The 15,269-nt window shown below is 56.5% G+C and carries 9 protein-coding genes; all 9 read left to right on the top strand.

Annotation, left to right across the window (positions count from 1 at the left end; genetic code table 11):
* The first annotated feature begins 133 nt into the window (after positions 1 to 133).
* Positions 134 to 1,204 carry a hypothetical protein gene (locus RTK01_RS03420; protein ID WP_312279630.1) on the top strand — a complete coding sequence of 357 codons (1,071 nt, stop codon included), beginning with the start codon at positions 134 to 136 and terminating at the stop codon, positions 1,202 to 1,204.
* A 73-nt stretch (positions 1,205 to 1,277) separates the two neighbouring features.
* Positions 1,278 to 1,967 carry a tRNA (N6-threonylcarbamoyladenosine(37)-N6)-methyltransferase TrmO gene (gene tsaA / locus RTK01_RS03415; protein WP_312279629.1) on the top strand — a complete coding sequence of 230 codons (690 nt, stop codon included), beginning with the start codon at positions 1,278 to 1,280 and terminating at the stop codon, positions 1,965 to 1,967.
* Between the two features lie 369 nt (positions 1,968 to 2,336).
* Positions 2,337 to 4,100, top strand: a complete 1,764-nt coding sequence (gene thrS, locus RTK01_RS03410; RefSeq protein ID WP_312279628.1) for a threonine--tRNA ligase — start codon at positions 2,337 to 2,339, stop codon at positions 4,098 to 4,100.
* A 286-nt stretch (positions 4,101 to 4,386) separates the two neighbouring features.
* The gene (locus RTK01_RS03405; protein ID WP_312279627.1) at positions 4,387 to 7,800 is read left to right on the top strand and encodes a pyruvate carboxylase; all 3,414 of its coding nucleotides are present in this window, start codon (positions 4,387 to 4,389) and stop codon (positions 7,798 to 7,800) included.
* A gap of 356 nt (positions 7,801 to 8,156) precedes the next feature.
* Positions 8,157 to 9,182, top strand: a complete 1,026-nt coding sequence (locus RTK01_RS03400; protein ID WP_312279626.1) for a TAXI family TRAP transporter solute-binding subunit — start codon at positions 8,157 to 8,159, stop codon at positions 9,180 to 9,182.
* Positions 9,183 to 9,276: 94 nt separating this feature from the next.
* The gene (locus RTK01_RS03395) at positions 9,277 to 11,292 is read left to right on the top strand and encodes a TRAP transporter permease (RefSeq protein ID WP_397352242.1); all 2,016 of its coding nucleotides are present in this window, start codon (positions 9,277 to 9,279) and stop codon (positions 11,290 to 11,292) included.
* Between the two features lie 277 nt (positions 11,293 to 11,569).
* Positions 11,570 to 13,282, top strand: a complete 1,713-nt coding sequence (locus RTK01_RS03390; RefSeq protein WP_312279625.1) for an HlyD family efflux transporter periplasmic adaptor subunit — start codon at positions 11,570 to 11,572, stop codon at positions 13,280 to 13,282.
* Positions 13,283 to 13,287: 5 nt separating this feature from the next.
* Positions 13,288 to 13,983 (top strand): ABC transporter ATP-binding protein, encoded by a 696-nt coding sequence (locus tag RTK01_RS03385; protein WP_312279624.1) that lies wholly within the window; start codon positions 13,288 to 13,290, stop codon positions 13,981 to 13,983.
* On the top strand, positions 13,980 to 15,263 hold the full coding sequence (locus tag RTK01_RS03380; RefSeq protein WP_312279623.1) for an ABC transporter permease: 1,284 nt from the start codon (positions 13,980 to 13,982) through the stop codon (positions 15,261 to 15,263). The genes RTK01_RS03385 and RTK01_RS03380 overlap by 4 nt, the downstream gene beginning before the upstream one ends.
* Positions 15,264 to 15,269: the final 6 nt, after the last annotated feature.

Here is a 15,269-nt window from a genome sequence, read left to right as displayed (position 1 = left end):
CGTAGGGCGAAGCTGGGATCTTTTTATCTCTTTTTGGATGAATCCGCTTCCGATCAGGAAGCGGATTCATTTTGTGTCGGGTCAGGCTGTTTCCGCATAATCTGTGGATGAGAACAGATTTGGAGGAGACAATATGGCTACTGTTACCAATTTTTTTCTCGGCGCCAATGGAGGAGCCGGATTTCAAAGCCTGTTTGACCGCTTGGTCGGAGAAGATACATATGACCTGATGATATTAAAAGGGGGACCCGGCGTTGGAAAATCAACGTTTTTAAGAATTTTGGGAGAGGCAATGGAGGGGGCCGGAGAGCGGGTGGAGTATCTGCTGTGCAGCGGCGACCCGGATTCGCTGGACGGAATTTACCTGCCTGACATGGGCTGCGCGGCGGTGGACGGCACGCCGCCCCACACCATGGAGCCCCGCTATGCGGCGGCGGTGGAGCGAATTGTGGATTTGGGCCGGTTCTACGACCTGACGGCGGCAAAGGCCGCTCGGGAAGAAATCGTGACCCTGATTCGGAAAAACAAGGAAGCTGTGGCCGGGGCTTACCGCTGCCTGAAGGCGGCAAGGGAAGTGGAGCTGGAGACGGTAACAGATGCGGGGCGATGTTTTGACCTCCAGCGGGCAAACCGGCGGCTGGACGGGATTATTGCCCGGGAGCTGCGCAAAAAGGGAAATCAGTCCGGCAAGACGGATTGGCGCTTTTTGGGTGGAGTTACCTTCCGGGGGACCGTATGGCGGTTTGACAGCGTAGAGGCTCTTTGTCCCAAGGTCTATGAACTGGCAGACCGATGGGAGTTGGCGGGCCCGCTTTTGGGGCGGCTGCACAAGACCGCGTCGGACCAAGGCTGGGACACGATTGCCTGTCCGTCTCCCGAAGAGCCGGGACGGCTGGAGCATTTGTTGATTCCCGGTCTGGGACTTGGCTTTGTCACCTCCCGGCCCGGAATGGAGTACGAGGGAAACCCCTTCCGACGCATTCGTCTGGACGCGTTGACCCGGACGGAGGAGCGGGGGAGGGAGCGGCTACTGCGGAGAATGTCCGCTTCCCTGCGGGAAGAAGCCGTCTCCGCCCTGCGGGACGCCAAGGACACTCATGATGTGTTGGAGGCGATTTACAACCCCTATGTGGACTTCGACGGTGTCCGGGCGCTGGCAGCTATTGAAACGGGACGGCTTTTAAGCTGGCAGAGCCGCCGGTAGGTGTTGCAAAAGCGGCGTATGTCCGCTATACTTAATACGACAAGAGATTTACGAAGGAAAGGGAAGTGGTTTTGTGGAAGAAGGCTTCTCTGTAAAATTTATCGCCCGTATCCGCAGCGATTTTCAGACAAAGTTTGGCGTTCCCCGCCAGAGCGGATTGGTGGAAGAGCTGGAGAGCCGCGTGGTATTTCTCCCGGAGTACCGCAACCCCGACGCGCTGCGGGGGCTGGAGGGCTTTTCCCACCTGTGGCTGATCTGGCAGTTTTCCGAATCTGTGCGGGAGGGCTGGTCGCCCACGGTGCGTCCGCCCCGGCTGGGGGGAAACGCCCGCATGGGCGTGTTTGCCACACGGTCGCCCTTTCGCCCCAATCCGATTGGCCTTTCTTGCGTAAAGCTGCTGGGCATTGAGGAGAGCGGGGCTGACGGCTGTGTTCTCCGGGTGGCGGGAGCCGATTTAATGGACGGCACGCCGATTTTGGACATCAAGCCCTATGTTCCCTATGTGGACGCCCACCCGGAGGCCACGGGTGGCTTTGCACCCTCTGCCCCGGAGAGGAAGCTGACGGTGGAGTGCCCGCCGGAGGCGCTGGAACTTCTCCCGGAAGGGAGCAGGGCGGCCTTGATGGGCATTTTGGCGGAGGATCCCCGGCCCGCCTATCAGGACGATCCGGGACGGGTGTACGGCTTCGGCTTTGCCGGGGCCGAGGTGAAATTCACCGTGGAAGGGAATCGGCTGAGGGTGCTGTCTGTCATAAAAAATTAACACACGGCGGCTTGACAGACGCAATTTCAGGTGCTATATTAGCAATAATCATACCAAAAGGCTTGGAAAAGGACATCGTTCGGGAAAGACACCAGAGAGGGGCCGCGCTTGCTGTAAGCGGCCCTTGCCGGAACCGAAGCGACACCGCCTTGGAGCCGCCCGCCGAAAGGGGAAACCCAAGTAGAACGGGACGGGACCTCCCGTTACAGAGGACACGAGCGGCGTCTATTTGGGCGCAAGCAGGGTGGAACCGTGGAATACGAATTCGTATCTCACCCCTGATTTTTCAGGGGTGAGATTTTTTGTCGTCAAAAATCTCCGGCGGCGCGTCCGCGTGCCGTCCCGGCCCCAATTTGAGGAGGAATTGAAATGTCTGAAGCAAACGAGAAGCAGTTTACCTTTGAAGACCCGGCCTATCGCAAAACCTATTGGCACACCTGCTCCCACGTGATGGCGCAGGCGGTGAAGCGCCTGTATCCCGAGGTGAAGCTGGCCATCGGCCCCTCCATCGACGAGGGCTTTTATTACGATCTGGATTCTCCCGTTCCTTTCACTCCTGAGATGATGGAGCAGATTGAGGCCGAGATGCGGAAAATCTGCAAGGAAAAGCTGAAGCTGGAGCGCTCTGAGATGTCCCGGCTTGATGCGATCAAGTTCATGGAGGAAAAGGGCGAGCCTTATAAGGTGGAGCTGATCAACGACCTGCCGGAGGACGCGGTGATTTCCTTTTACAGGCAGGGCGAGTTCATCGACCTGTGCGCCGGCCCCCATCTGGACTCCACCGGCCGCATCAAGGGCAACGCCATCAAGCTCACCGCCTGCAACGCCGCCTATTGGCGGGGCGATTCCAACCGCCAGACTCTCCAGCGGATTTACGGCATCGCCTTCCCCAAAAAGGAAGAGCTGGACACATATCTGGAGCGCATTGAAGAGGCCAAGCGCCGGGATCACCGCAAGCTTGGCAAGGAATTGGGCCTGTTTGCCTTCCGGGACGAGGCTCCCGGCTTCCCCTTCTACCTGCCCAAGGGCATGGTGCTGAAGAATACCCTCACCAGCTACTGGCGCGAGGTGCATAAGAAGTGGGACTATGTGGAGATTTCCACGCCCCAAATTATGAAGCGCTCCCTGTGGGAGACCTCCGGCCACTGGGATCACTATAAAGACAATATGTACACCACCGTCATCGACGAAGAGGACTTTGCCATCAAGCCCATGAACTGCCCCGGAAGCATTCTGGTGTACGACATGGAGCCCCACTCCTATAAGGAGCTACCCCTGCGGTTCGCGGAGAGGGGCGTGGTCCATCGCCACGAGCTGTCCGGTGCGCTCCACGGTATGTTCCGCGTCCGCTGCTTCACGCAGGACGACGCGCACATCATGCTGGCGAAGAACCAGATCAAGGACGAAGTGGTGCGGATTGCGCAGCTGTTCGACGAGGTGTACAGCCTGTTCCAGTTGCCTTATAAAATCGAACTGAGCACCATGCCCGAGGACCACATCGGAACCAATGAGGATTGGGACGTGGCGACGGCGGCTTTGGCGGACGCCATTACCAGCATCGGCAAGACCTATGTTGTGAACGAGGGCGACGGCGCATTCTACGGACCGAAGCTGGACTTCCACATTCAGGACTCTCTGGGCCGGACCTGGCAGTGCGGCACCATTCAATTGGACTATCAGCTCCCGGGCCGGTTCAACCTGGAATACGTGGGCGAGGATGGGCAGAAGCACTGCCCCGTTATGATTCACCGGGTGGTGCTGGGTTCTGTGGAGAGATTCATTGGCATCATCACCGAGCACTTTGCCGGTGCGTTCCCCACTTGGCTCAGCCCCGTGCAGGTGAAGATTCTCACCATCACCCAGCGGGCGGACGAATATGCCAAGCAGGTGGCCGACGCGCTGGAGGCGCAGGGCTTCCGGGTGGAGATGGACCTGCGGAACGAAAAAATCGGCAAAAAAATTCGCGAGGCCCAACTGGAGAAGGACCCCTTTATGCTGGTGGTGGGCGACAAGGAGGCCGAAAGCGGTCAGGTGGCGGTTCGTCACCGGGCCGACGGCGACCTTGGCGTGATGTCGTTGGAGGCGTTTACCGCGCAGCTAAAGGAATTGGTGGACAGCAGAGCCGCCAAGTAAGGAATTTGAGAAGAACGCCGCGTCCGCAAACCGGACGCGGCGTTCTGGAAAATCAGGGAGATGTAGAGGGCTTTGTAGAAACTGCCGGAAACGGAAGAAAAATTTACGTAAAAGCTGTGGCGTTTTCCGAAATGAAAGAAACCGCCGGATTTTCGTTGCGGCGGAGCTTCGCGGGGTAGTATACTGAGTCAAATAAAAATTTGCGGACGCGCAGCGGCTCGCGGCGTTTTCAGAATGGAAAAAGCCGTCCCGCGCCTGAGGTGCGCGGAGGGAAGGAAGGAAAACCATGGGAAGAGAATTTAAAAAGGTGCTGGTGGCCAACCGCGGTGAAATTGCCATGCGCGTGTTCCGCGCGTGTCACGATCTGGGCTTGCAGACCATTGCCATTTATTCCAACGAGGATATGTACGGCCTGTTCCGCACGGCGGCGGACGAGTCCTATCTCATCGGGGAGAACGAAAGCCCCTTGGGGGCGTATCTGGACATTCCCCGCATCATCGAACTGGCCAAAAAGCACGGGGCGGACGCGATTCATCCCGGTTATGGCTTTTTGAGTGAGAACGGCGATTTTGCCCGAGCCTGTGAGGAAGCGGGCATCAAGTTTATCGGGCCTAATTCCAAGGTGCTGGACATGATGGGCGACAAGCTGTCCGCCAAGGCGCTGGCCATTGAGTGCGGCGTGTCGACCACCCCCGGGACCAAGGAACCGATTCCTGACCGGCAGGCAGCACAGAAGCTTGCCATGGAGTTTGGCTTCCCAGTGATTCTCAAGGCCGCTGCCGGCGGCGGCGGGCGCGGTATGCGCCGGTGCGACACCGTGGAGGAAGTGGGCGTTAACTACGACCTTGTGAAGTCCGAGGCAAAAAAGGCTTTTGGCAACGACGACATCTTCATGGAAAAGTTTCTGGTTCAGCCCAAGCACATTGAGATTCAGGTGCTGGGCGACGAGCATGGAAGTGTGGTCCATCTCTACGAGCGGGACTGCTCTCTCCAGCGGCGGTATCAGAAGGTGGTGGAGTTCACCCCCGCGTTCTCCATATCAGAGGAGGTGCGTCGGGCGCTGTATGACGACGCGGTGAAGATCGCCAAGCGGGTGGGCTATACCAACGCTGGAACGCTGGAATTTCTGGTGGACAGGGAGGGGCATCACTATTTTATCGAAATGAACCCCCGCATTCAGGTGGAGCACACTGTCACCGAAATGGTCACCGGCGTGGACCTTGTGCGCTCTCAGATTTTGATTGCGCAGGGCTGCCCCCTCAGCGACCCCCGCATCGGTATCAAAAAGCAGTCCGACGTGCACCGGAACGGATACGCCATCCAGTGCCGCGTCACCACCGAGGACCCGGCCAACGGCTTTGCCCCCGACACCGGAAAAATCACGGCCTACCGCTCCGGCGGCGGCTTTGGCGTCCGGCTGGATGGAAACGCCTATGCCGGCGCGGTAATCTCTCCTTATTATGATTCCCTGCTGGTGAAGGTCACCACTTGGGATTCCACCTTCGAGGGCGTGTGCCGCAAGGCCATCCGCGCCGTGCGGGAGGTGCACGTCCGGGGCGTGAAAACCAACCTTGCCTTTATTCTGAACATTCTCCATGACGAGGTGTTCCGCGCGGGCGGCTGCCACACCAAGTATATCGACGAAGCCCCCAGCCTGTTCGAGCTGGACGAGGGGCAGGACCGGGCCACCAAGATGCTGAAATACATCGCCAACATCGTTGTGAAAGAGCAGGGTCCCCAGAAGCTCTACGAAGATCCCCGTTATCCTCCCGTCACCGGAGAGCGGCCCGACGGATTAAAGCAGATGCTGGACGCGAAAGGCCCCGAAGTCGTTGCAAAATGGGTGCTGGAGCAGAAAAAACTGTTGATCTGCGACACCACCACCCGGGATGCCCACCAGTCCCTGCTTGCCACCCGCGTGCGCACGCGGGACATTGTAAAGAGCATGGAGGCCACCTCTGAAATCGAGGCGGACGCGTTTTCTTTGGAGTGCTGGGGCGGCGCGACCTTTGACGTGGCCTACCGCTTTCTCCACGAATCTCCGTGGGAACGGCTGAACATGATGCGGGAAAAGGCCCCCAATCTGCTGCTGCAAATGCTGCTGCGGGGCGCAAACGCCGTGGGTTATACCAATTATCCCGATAACGTGATCCGGGAGTTTGTGCGGCAGGCCGCCATCAACGGCGTGGACGTGTTCCGGGTATTCGACTCTCTGAACTGGATTCCCGGCATGGAAGTTGCCATGGATGAGGTGCTGAAGCAAGGCAAGCTCTGTCAGGCCGCCGTGTGCTACACCGGGGACATTCTGGACCCGGCCCGGGACAAGTATACCTTAAAATATTATATCAATCTGGCAAAGGAGCTTGAAAAGCGGGGCGCACATATGCTGGCCATCAAGGACATGGCGGGCCTGCTGAAGCCCTATGCCGCCAAAAAGCTGGTTTCCGAGCTGAAGCAGGAGATTGGCATTCCTATTCAGCTTCACACCCACAACACCTCTGGCAATCAGGTGGCTGCGGTGCTGATGGCGGCGGAGGCTGGCGTGGACGTGGCGGACCTTGCCATTTCCTCCATGAGCTCGCTTACCAGCCAGCCGTCCCTGAACGCCGTGGTTGCCGCGCTTCAGGGCACCGAGCGGGACACCGGCATGGATTTGGAGCGGCTCCAGTATCTGACGGACTATTGGGAGGACGTGCGCACCCGGTACGATTCCTTTGAGGCGGACATTAAATGCCCCGCCACCGATATTTACCGCTATGAGATTCCCGGCGGACAGTATACCAACCTCAAGCCGCAGGTTGAATCTTTGGGGCTGGGGGACCGGTTCCGGGACGTAAAAGAGAACTACCGGAAGGTCAACGATATTCTGGGCGACATTGTAAAGGTAACCCCTTCCAGCAAAATGGTGGGCGACATGGCTATCTTTATGACCCAGAACGGCCTGACGCCGGAAAACATTGTTCAAAAGGGAGCAAACCTCGCCTTCCCCGACAGCGCGGTGAGCTATTTCTCCGGCATGATGGGTCAGCCCGCGTGGGGCTTCCCCAAGGATTTGCAAAAGGCGGTTCTGAAGGGGAAGAAGGCTGTCACCTGCCGCCCCGGCGAGCTTTTGGAGCCGGTGGACTTTGAGGCGGTGCGCAAGGAAATGCTGGAATTCGACCCAGAGCCGGCTGACCGGTCCATCATCTCTTATTGTCTGTATCCCAAGGTTTATAGGGACTATAAGCGGGATCAGAAAGAGTACGGTTACGTCACCCGTCTGGGCAGTCATGTGTTTTTCCACGGTCTGGCCGTGGGGGAGACGCACAAGGTCAACATTGCCGACGGCAAGACCCTGATGATTAAGTATCTTGGCCTTGGCGAGGTGGACGGCGAGGGGATGCGCACCGTCAGCTTTGAGCTGAACGGCATCCGCCGGGACGTGCAGGTTCCCGACGCGGAAGCCCAGAGGAACATCGTCAAGGTTCCCATGGCCGACCCGGAGGACAAGAGCCAGGTAGGCGCGTCTATTCCCGGCGCGGTGAGCAAGGTGCAGGTGAAGGCGGGGGACACCGTAGAGGTGAACCAGACCCTCATTACCATTGAGGCTATGAAGATGGAAACCGCCATCACTGCCCGCATGGCGGGCACGGTGGAGGCTGTTCAGGTGGCCGAGGGAGAGACTGTGAAGGGCGGACAATTGCTTTTGACCATACGATAACGGTTTGATAACGGTAAAAACAGTCAAAATGCACAAAGAAGATTCCTGGCATTTTGAAGAAATTGGACGGGACGCGAAAATTTTTTTTCACGTCCCGTCCTGCATTTATTTCTACACTTTTAACACATATTTTACGTATTTAATGAATTTTTTGTGAATAGATGATTTATAAGAAAAATTCAAGCTGTATTTTAATTGAAGTCATGCAAGAATAAATTTGGCGTTTTGCAAGGAAAAATTCATAGTCTTGAAAAAAATTTGCACAAATCGCCGAAAAGCATGTTGAAACTTTCCAATTATTACGCTACAATATAACAAGTCCCAAGCAGATTGAATGAAAGAAAAGGAGTATTGTGATGAAAAAACTAATGTCTCTTTTCCTGGCCACTTTGATGATGGCCTCTGTCCTCTCCGGCTGCGGCAACAACGGAGGAACCACTCCTCCGGCGGCATCCGGCAGCGGAGCTGCTTCCTCCGGCGCGGCCGCCGGTTCCACCGACTCGCTGATTTTCTCCACCGGTGGTTCTCAGGGTACATATTATGCCTTTGGCGGCGTGCTGAGCCAGTATGTCACCAGCAATACCGGTATGAGCGTGACCGCCATCGAGTCCGGCGGCTCTCAGAATAACATTGAGAACTTGCAGGACGGCGCCGCTCAGTTGGCCTTTGCCCAGTCCGACGTCATGTCCTATGCGTATGCGGGCACCAACCTGTTTGCCGAGACCGGCGCTGTTTCCGACATCTCCACCGTGGCCAACCTCTACATGGAGCAGGTGCAGATTGTCACCACCAACCCCGACATCAAGACTGTTGCCGACCTGAAGGGCAAAAACGTCTCCATCGGCGCCGCCGGTTCCGGCGTGTTCTACAACGCCATTGACCTTCTGGGCGCTTATGATCTGACCGAGCAGGACATCAACCCCACCTATCAGGGCTTCGGCGACAGTGCCGACGCGCTGCAGGACGGCAAGCTGGACGCGGCCTTCGTCGTGGCCGGCGCTCCTACCACCGCCATCACCTCTCTGGCCACCGCCAAGAGCGTGTATCTGGTGAGTCTGGATGATGCGCATATTGCAAAGCTTCTGGAAACCTCTCCCTATTACACCGAGTACACCATCCCCGCCGGCACCTATGAGGGGCTGGACGTGGATACCAAGACTGTGGCCGTCGGTGCCGTGGTCGTCGCCCGCGACGACGTCAGCGAGCAGGCCATCTATGAGTTTGTCTCTACCATCTTTGAGAATCTGGACGCCATCTCCGCGCAGCATGCCAAGGGCACCGAACTGAATGTGGAGTTTGCCGCTTCCGTAACTTCTGTTCCTTATCATCCCGGCGCTGCCAAGTATTTTGCCGAGAAGGGCATCACCGTTCCCACGAAGTAAACATCGGAAATAGCAATTAAACGCAAGTGGCCGCGGCGGGCATCCGCCCGCCGCGGCCGCTTTCTGTATTTACCTCATGAGTTAAGGAGAAGGTATGAGTTTATTTAAAGACAAATCCGGGGACGAGAATCAGAAACGTCCTTTAGAGGATACCTCCGCCATGAACATTCCCCAGAATGTGGATGTAGGCACCGCGGCGGACGTTGAAGCCGTCATGAAAAAATATGACCGTGAATCCAACGTCCGGGTCTGGGAGGGCATGCCCAAACAGGTGATCCGCTGGCTGATGGTGGCGTTCTCGGTATACAGCATTTGGGTGACCTTATTCAGCAATGCCATGCCGGAAAAGCGGCTGACCATTTTTGTGGGTCTGATTGCCATTATGGGCTATCTGACCTATCCCGCGAAGAAGGGCAGCGTGAAAGTCAACAGCCTGCCCTGGTACGATTTGATTTTAATGCTGTGCGGCTCCCTGCCGTTCTTTTACTATGCAGCCAACGCCGTGCAGATCATCAAGCTTTCCGCCAGAATCGAGCCGTATATGATTGTGCTGGGTCTGGTTGCGATTGTGGCTCTAATGGAGCTGTGCCGCCGAAGCGTCGGCCTCCCCATCCTCGTTGTGTTGAGCCTCCTTCTGATCTACACTTTTTATAATATGTTTCAAACCCCCAACGCGACGGGCTTTATGGTCATTCGCCGGGTGATCTACACCCTGTTCTATACCTCCTCCGGCATTATGTCCACGCCTATTAACGTCTGCGCCAAGTACATCGTGGTGTTTATCATCTTCGGCGCATTCTTGGAGCGGACGGGCATCGCAAACTTTTTTATTCAAGTTGCGAACTCCCTTTGCGGCGCTGCCGCCGGCGGTCCCGCGAAGGTGGCGGTTATTTCCTCCGCGCTGTGCGGCATGGTGTCCGGCTCCTCCGTGGGCAATACGGTTACCACCGGCTCCGTCACCATCCCGATGATGAAGAAGACCGGTTATGCGCCGGAATTTGCCGGTGCGGTGGAAGCTGCGTCCTCTACCGGCGGACAGATTATGCCTCCCATCATGGGCGCCGCCGCGTTTTTGATGTCGGAGTATATCGGCGTGAGCTATGCTCAGGTTGCCCTGCGGGCAATTCTTCCCGCATTTTTGTATTTCGCCGGCATTTACATTGCCGTCCATCTGGAAGCAAAGCGTCTGGGTCTGAGGGGTATTGCCAAGAGCGAGCTGCCTAAGTTCGGCATCCTGATGAAGAAGATGTATCTGCTGCTGCCGCTGGTGATTCTGGTGGTGCTGGTGTCCACCAACACCTACACCATGCAGTTCTCCGCCGCCGTGGCTATCCTCATCGCCATTGTGGTGGGCTTTATCAATAAGGACGAGCGGCTGAATCTTACAAAGATTATTGATGCGCTGGAAAACGGCGGCAGAAATGTGATTACTGTGGGCGTGGCCTGTGCCATGGCGGGCATGATCGCCGGCTGCATCACCGTCACCGGCCTTGCATCCAAGCTGCTGGGCGGCATTCTGGCCGCGTCTATGGGTATTCCGCTGATCGCCCTGTTCCTGACCATGATTGCCTGCATCATTCTGGGCATGGGCGTCCCCACCACGGCAAACTACTGCATTATGGCCTCCACCTGCGCGCCGATTCTGGTGCAGATGGGCTTCCCCATCATGGTGGCGCACTTCTTCGTGTTCTACTTCGGCATTGTGGCGGACATTACGCCCCCCGTGGCGCTGGCTGCTTATGCCGGTGCGGCCATTGCGAAGGGAAACCCCATGAAAACCGGAGTCAATGCAACGAGGCTGGCTATCGCGGCGTTCGTTGTGCCGTATATCTTTGCCTTCAGCCCTGTAATGCTGGGAATCGACGCACAGTGGTACGACATGGTGATTATCGTGATCACCGCTCTGCTGGGGATGTTCGGTATTGCGGCGGGCCTTGGCGGATTCCTGTACAAAAAGATCAACTGGGTGCTCCGCATCCTGTTTATTCTTGGCGGTCTGGGCATGATGATTCCCGGAACGGTGACAGACGTCTCCGGCCTTGCGATTATGGCTGCGCTGGTTGCTTATCAGCGTTTCTCGGCCAAGAAGGACCAGGCCACAATTGCCTGATCTTTAAAAATTTTTTTCAAGAAGGCCCTGCCGTTCATCGGCGGGGCCTTTTTCATGCAAACATAAAAGCGCAAAAAAAGCTGATTTTTGGAAACTTTTTTGATCGGTCCTGCGTCATATAAATAATGTAAGAAACTGCGGGCGGCAGATCAGTCCTGAAAACAGCCGGATACCTGAACTGTAACTGTTTTGTTGTTGATTTGCGCGTCATACTGTATTAACCTGATTGATACAGTTATTTTTTGTCACAGGCGGCTCTGTGGGAAAGGAACAGCAAATGGCAGAAGTGAAAGATCCGATGAAAAGCGGGGAGGCAACACCGGAAGAGGTTGAAGCCTCGGCGTCTGGGAGTGAAAGCGTACCCGCAGGCGAGGTTTCGGCGGGCAGGGAGAAGCCCAAACGCCCGCCTATGACGCCAAAGCAGAAAAAGAAGCTGATCCGCTGGGGAATCATCGGCGGTGTGACTTTGGTTGTGGGAATGGCGCTGGCAAAGCGCCTGGGGGGCGGCGCACAGGCGGAGGCAGAGGTGGTGGAGGACACGGTGATGTACAATTCCATCACGTCCACCGTGCAGGGAAGCGGTATTACCAAAGCCAAGGAGAGCAAAACCATCACCCTGACCACCTCTGGCACGGTGCAGGAGGTTTTCGTCACCGAGGGACAGCAGGTCACGGCGGGAACACCGCTCTTTGTGATTGATTCCGAAACTGCCCGTACCGCTGTGGAGAAGGCCCGGAAGGATGTGGACGGCTTTCAGAAGCAGCTCAACGCCATGCAGAAAGATATTGCGGGCTTGAATCTGACCCCGCCCTTCGCCGGGAAGCTGAAGGACATCGTGAAACTGAACGTGGGCGAGGATATCAGCAAGGGCACAAAGGTGGCCACGCTGGTGGACGACCGTACCATGAAGCTCCAGCAGTATTACAGCTACGCCTATGAGGGTGACATCCGGGTGGGGCAGACTGCCGACGTATCCATTCCCGCGCTGATGGGGAATGTCACCGGCACCGTCTCCGCAGTACATATGGTGGATCGGATTTCTTCGGAGGGCTCTCGGCTGTTCGAGGTGGAATTTTCCATCAAGAATCCCGGCACGCTGACCGGGGATATGGTTGCCTCCGCCGTGCTTACGGCGGGGGGCGAAAGCGTGTATCCCTATGAGGCCGGAGAGCTGGAATACAACCGCATTATTGATTTGAAGACCACCGTCAACGGAACGATTGTATCTACCGGGCTGCTGGACTATCTGGATGTGACCCCCGGAAAGGTACTGGTACAGATTGACGGTGAAAATAGCGAGAACGAGCTGTTTTCTCTGGAGCAAAGCCTGACGGACGCGCAGAAGACGCTGAAAACTGCCCGGGAGAATCTGGATAACTGCAACGCGGTGGCTCCCATCGACGGAACGGTCATGGGGCTTGCGCTTACTACCGGGGAGGAGGTTGCCGCAAATACTACGGTTATTTCCATTGCCGACACCACCACCATCCTGATTGACGCCACGGTAGACGAGCGGAACATCGGCTATGTAAAGGCGGGAATGTCGGTGGATCTGGACCAGTGGGGAACCCCGTTTATGGGAATGGTGCAGTCCGTCAGTCTCAACAGCAAGGTGGAAAACGGTGTGGCGGCCTATCCCATGGTGGTTTCCGTAGACAACCTTGACGGTTCGCTTATGAGCGGCAGCAACGTCACCTACACTCTGGTTGCCAGCCAGAACGACAACTGCCTGACGCTTCCCATCCAAAGCGTAAAAAACGCCCAATTTGTGGATGGTTCCTCCGGCTATGTGGTGTTCGTCAAGGCGTCGAAGGCTCCGGAGAATGCCGCGGAGCTGGCAGTCCCCGTGGACGGTATCCCGGAAGGATACTATCCGGTGCCGGTGGAAATCGGCATTTCCGACAACTATAACGTGGAGATTAAGTCCGGCGTGGAAGAGGGTACCGTTGTATTCACCACCACCCAGATGGAAAACTCCTATGGATGGTAAGGCCCATGCTGATTGAATTGAAAGAAATTTATAAAATCTATGCGGAGGGCCTTGAAAGTGAGGTTCGGGCGCTGGACGGTATTTCTCTGAACATTGAGCGGGGAGAGTTTGTGGCCATCGTGGGCCAGTCCGGCTCGGGAAAGTCCACCATGATGAACGTGCTGGGCTGTCTCGACATTCCCACCAGAGGAGACTATCTGCTGGACGGGGTGAACGTAAGAGAACTCAGCGACAAAGAGCTCAGCCACATCCGTAATAAGCAGATTGGTTTTATTTTTCAGCAGTACAATCTGGTGCAAAACCTCAGTGTGCTGGAAAATGTGGAACTGCCCTTGATTTATCAGGGCATCGGGCTGGAAAAGCGCCGGGTGCTTGCCTTGGAGGCGCTGGAGAAGGTGGGTCTTGCGGACCGCACCAAGCACAAACCATCGGAGATGTCCGGCGGTCAGCAGCAGCGGGTTGCCATCGCACGGGCCATCTCTACCAAGCCCCCCATCGTGATGGCCGACGAGCCCACCGGCGCACTGGATTCCCACACGGGAAGCGAAGTGCTGAAATTTCTTCAGCAGCTTAATAAGGACGGCAGCACTGTCATCCTCATCACCCACGACAACGGCATTGCCGCCACGGCCCGCCGGGTGGTGCGCCTGACGGATGGAAAGAAGATTGAAGACCGTCCCCAGGAGGTGGATTGGCTATGAAAATCGGGCAGGCGCTGAAAATGGCGCTGAAATCTATTTTGGGAAACAAGGGCCGGTCCGCACTGACGATGCTTGGTATCATCATCGGCATTGCCTCCGTCATGACCATTGTCTCTGTTATCAACGGGTCCAACCAGAAGAGCATGGAAATGATGGCGGCCATGGGCACAAACAAGATTACCGTCTATGCCAGCTACAACAACGGGCAGGATGTGTTTCAAGACCTGTATGATTTTTGTTTGCAGCTTAACGACAGCGTGGACGGTGTGACGCCCAACAGCCAGTTTGACGCAACCGTGGTTTATGGGACCAAAAACAGCAGCAAGATGGGCGGAGAAAGAGGCTATTATTCCGGCGGCGGCATGGCGGTGGCCAGCGGCGTCGGCGGGGGCAGCGGGGGCGGCAGCCAGAACACGGAAATGCCCCCTACTCTATATTTCGGCAGCGACCAGTATTCGATTTGCAATAATTTCGAGCTGGAAAAAGGCCGCGACCTGTCTTTGCTTGACATTCAGGAGTATAAGCAGGTCTGCGTTCTGGGGGCACGGGCGGCCCAGACCTTTTTCAATTACGTGGACCCAGTGGGAAAAGAGATGCAGGTCAACGGCCTGCCCTTTACCGTGGTGGGCGTTTATAAGGAAAAGGACCCGGACAGCCAGTGGTCCATGGATAACATCATCGTCTTCCCCTATACTGTCAGCCGGACTCTGGCTCCAAGCACTCAAATGAGCGAGTTCTCGGTAAAGGCGAAAAGTGCCGATCTGGCGGTGGAGGCCACCTCCCGTATTATCGGTTTTCTGACGGGGCTGATGGGTCAGAACAATGAAAAAGGCTGGTATCAGGCCCAGAATGAAAACCAGTGGCAGCAGAGCAGCAACGAATACGCCATGATGATGAGTCTGGTGATGGGCGGCATCGCTGCCATCAGTCTGCTGGTGGGCGGCATTGGCATTATGAACATCATGCTGGTCACCGTCACCGAGCGAACCCGGGAAATCGGCATTCGCCGGGCCATCGGTGCGGAACGCCAATCCATCGTCACCCAGTTTCTAATCGAAGCCGCCATGATCTGCGGAATCGGCGGTATCATCGGTATTCTGATCGGTACGCTGGGGAGCAGGATTGCTGGAAAGCTGCTGATGCAAATGGATATCTGGCCTTCGGTAAATATCACCGTGGGAGCGTTTGTCCTGTCTGTGGCGTTGGGCATTTTGTTCGGTATTTATCCGGCGGCGAAGGCCTCCAAGCTCCAGCCCGTAGAAGCATTGCGGGCGGAATAAAGAAGG

This window comes from Oscillibacter sp. (assembly GCF_031978065.1).
Lineage (GTDB): Bacteria > Bacillota > Clostridia > Oscillospirales > Oscillospiraceae > Oscillibacter.
The sequence above is the reverse complement of the archived record's forward strand: the minus strand, read 5'-3'. Positions and strand labels throughout refer to the sequence as shown.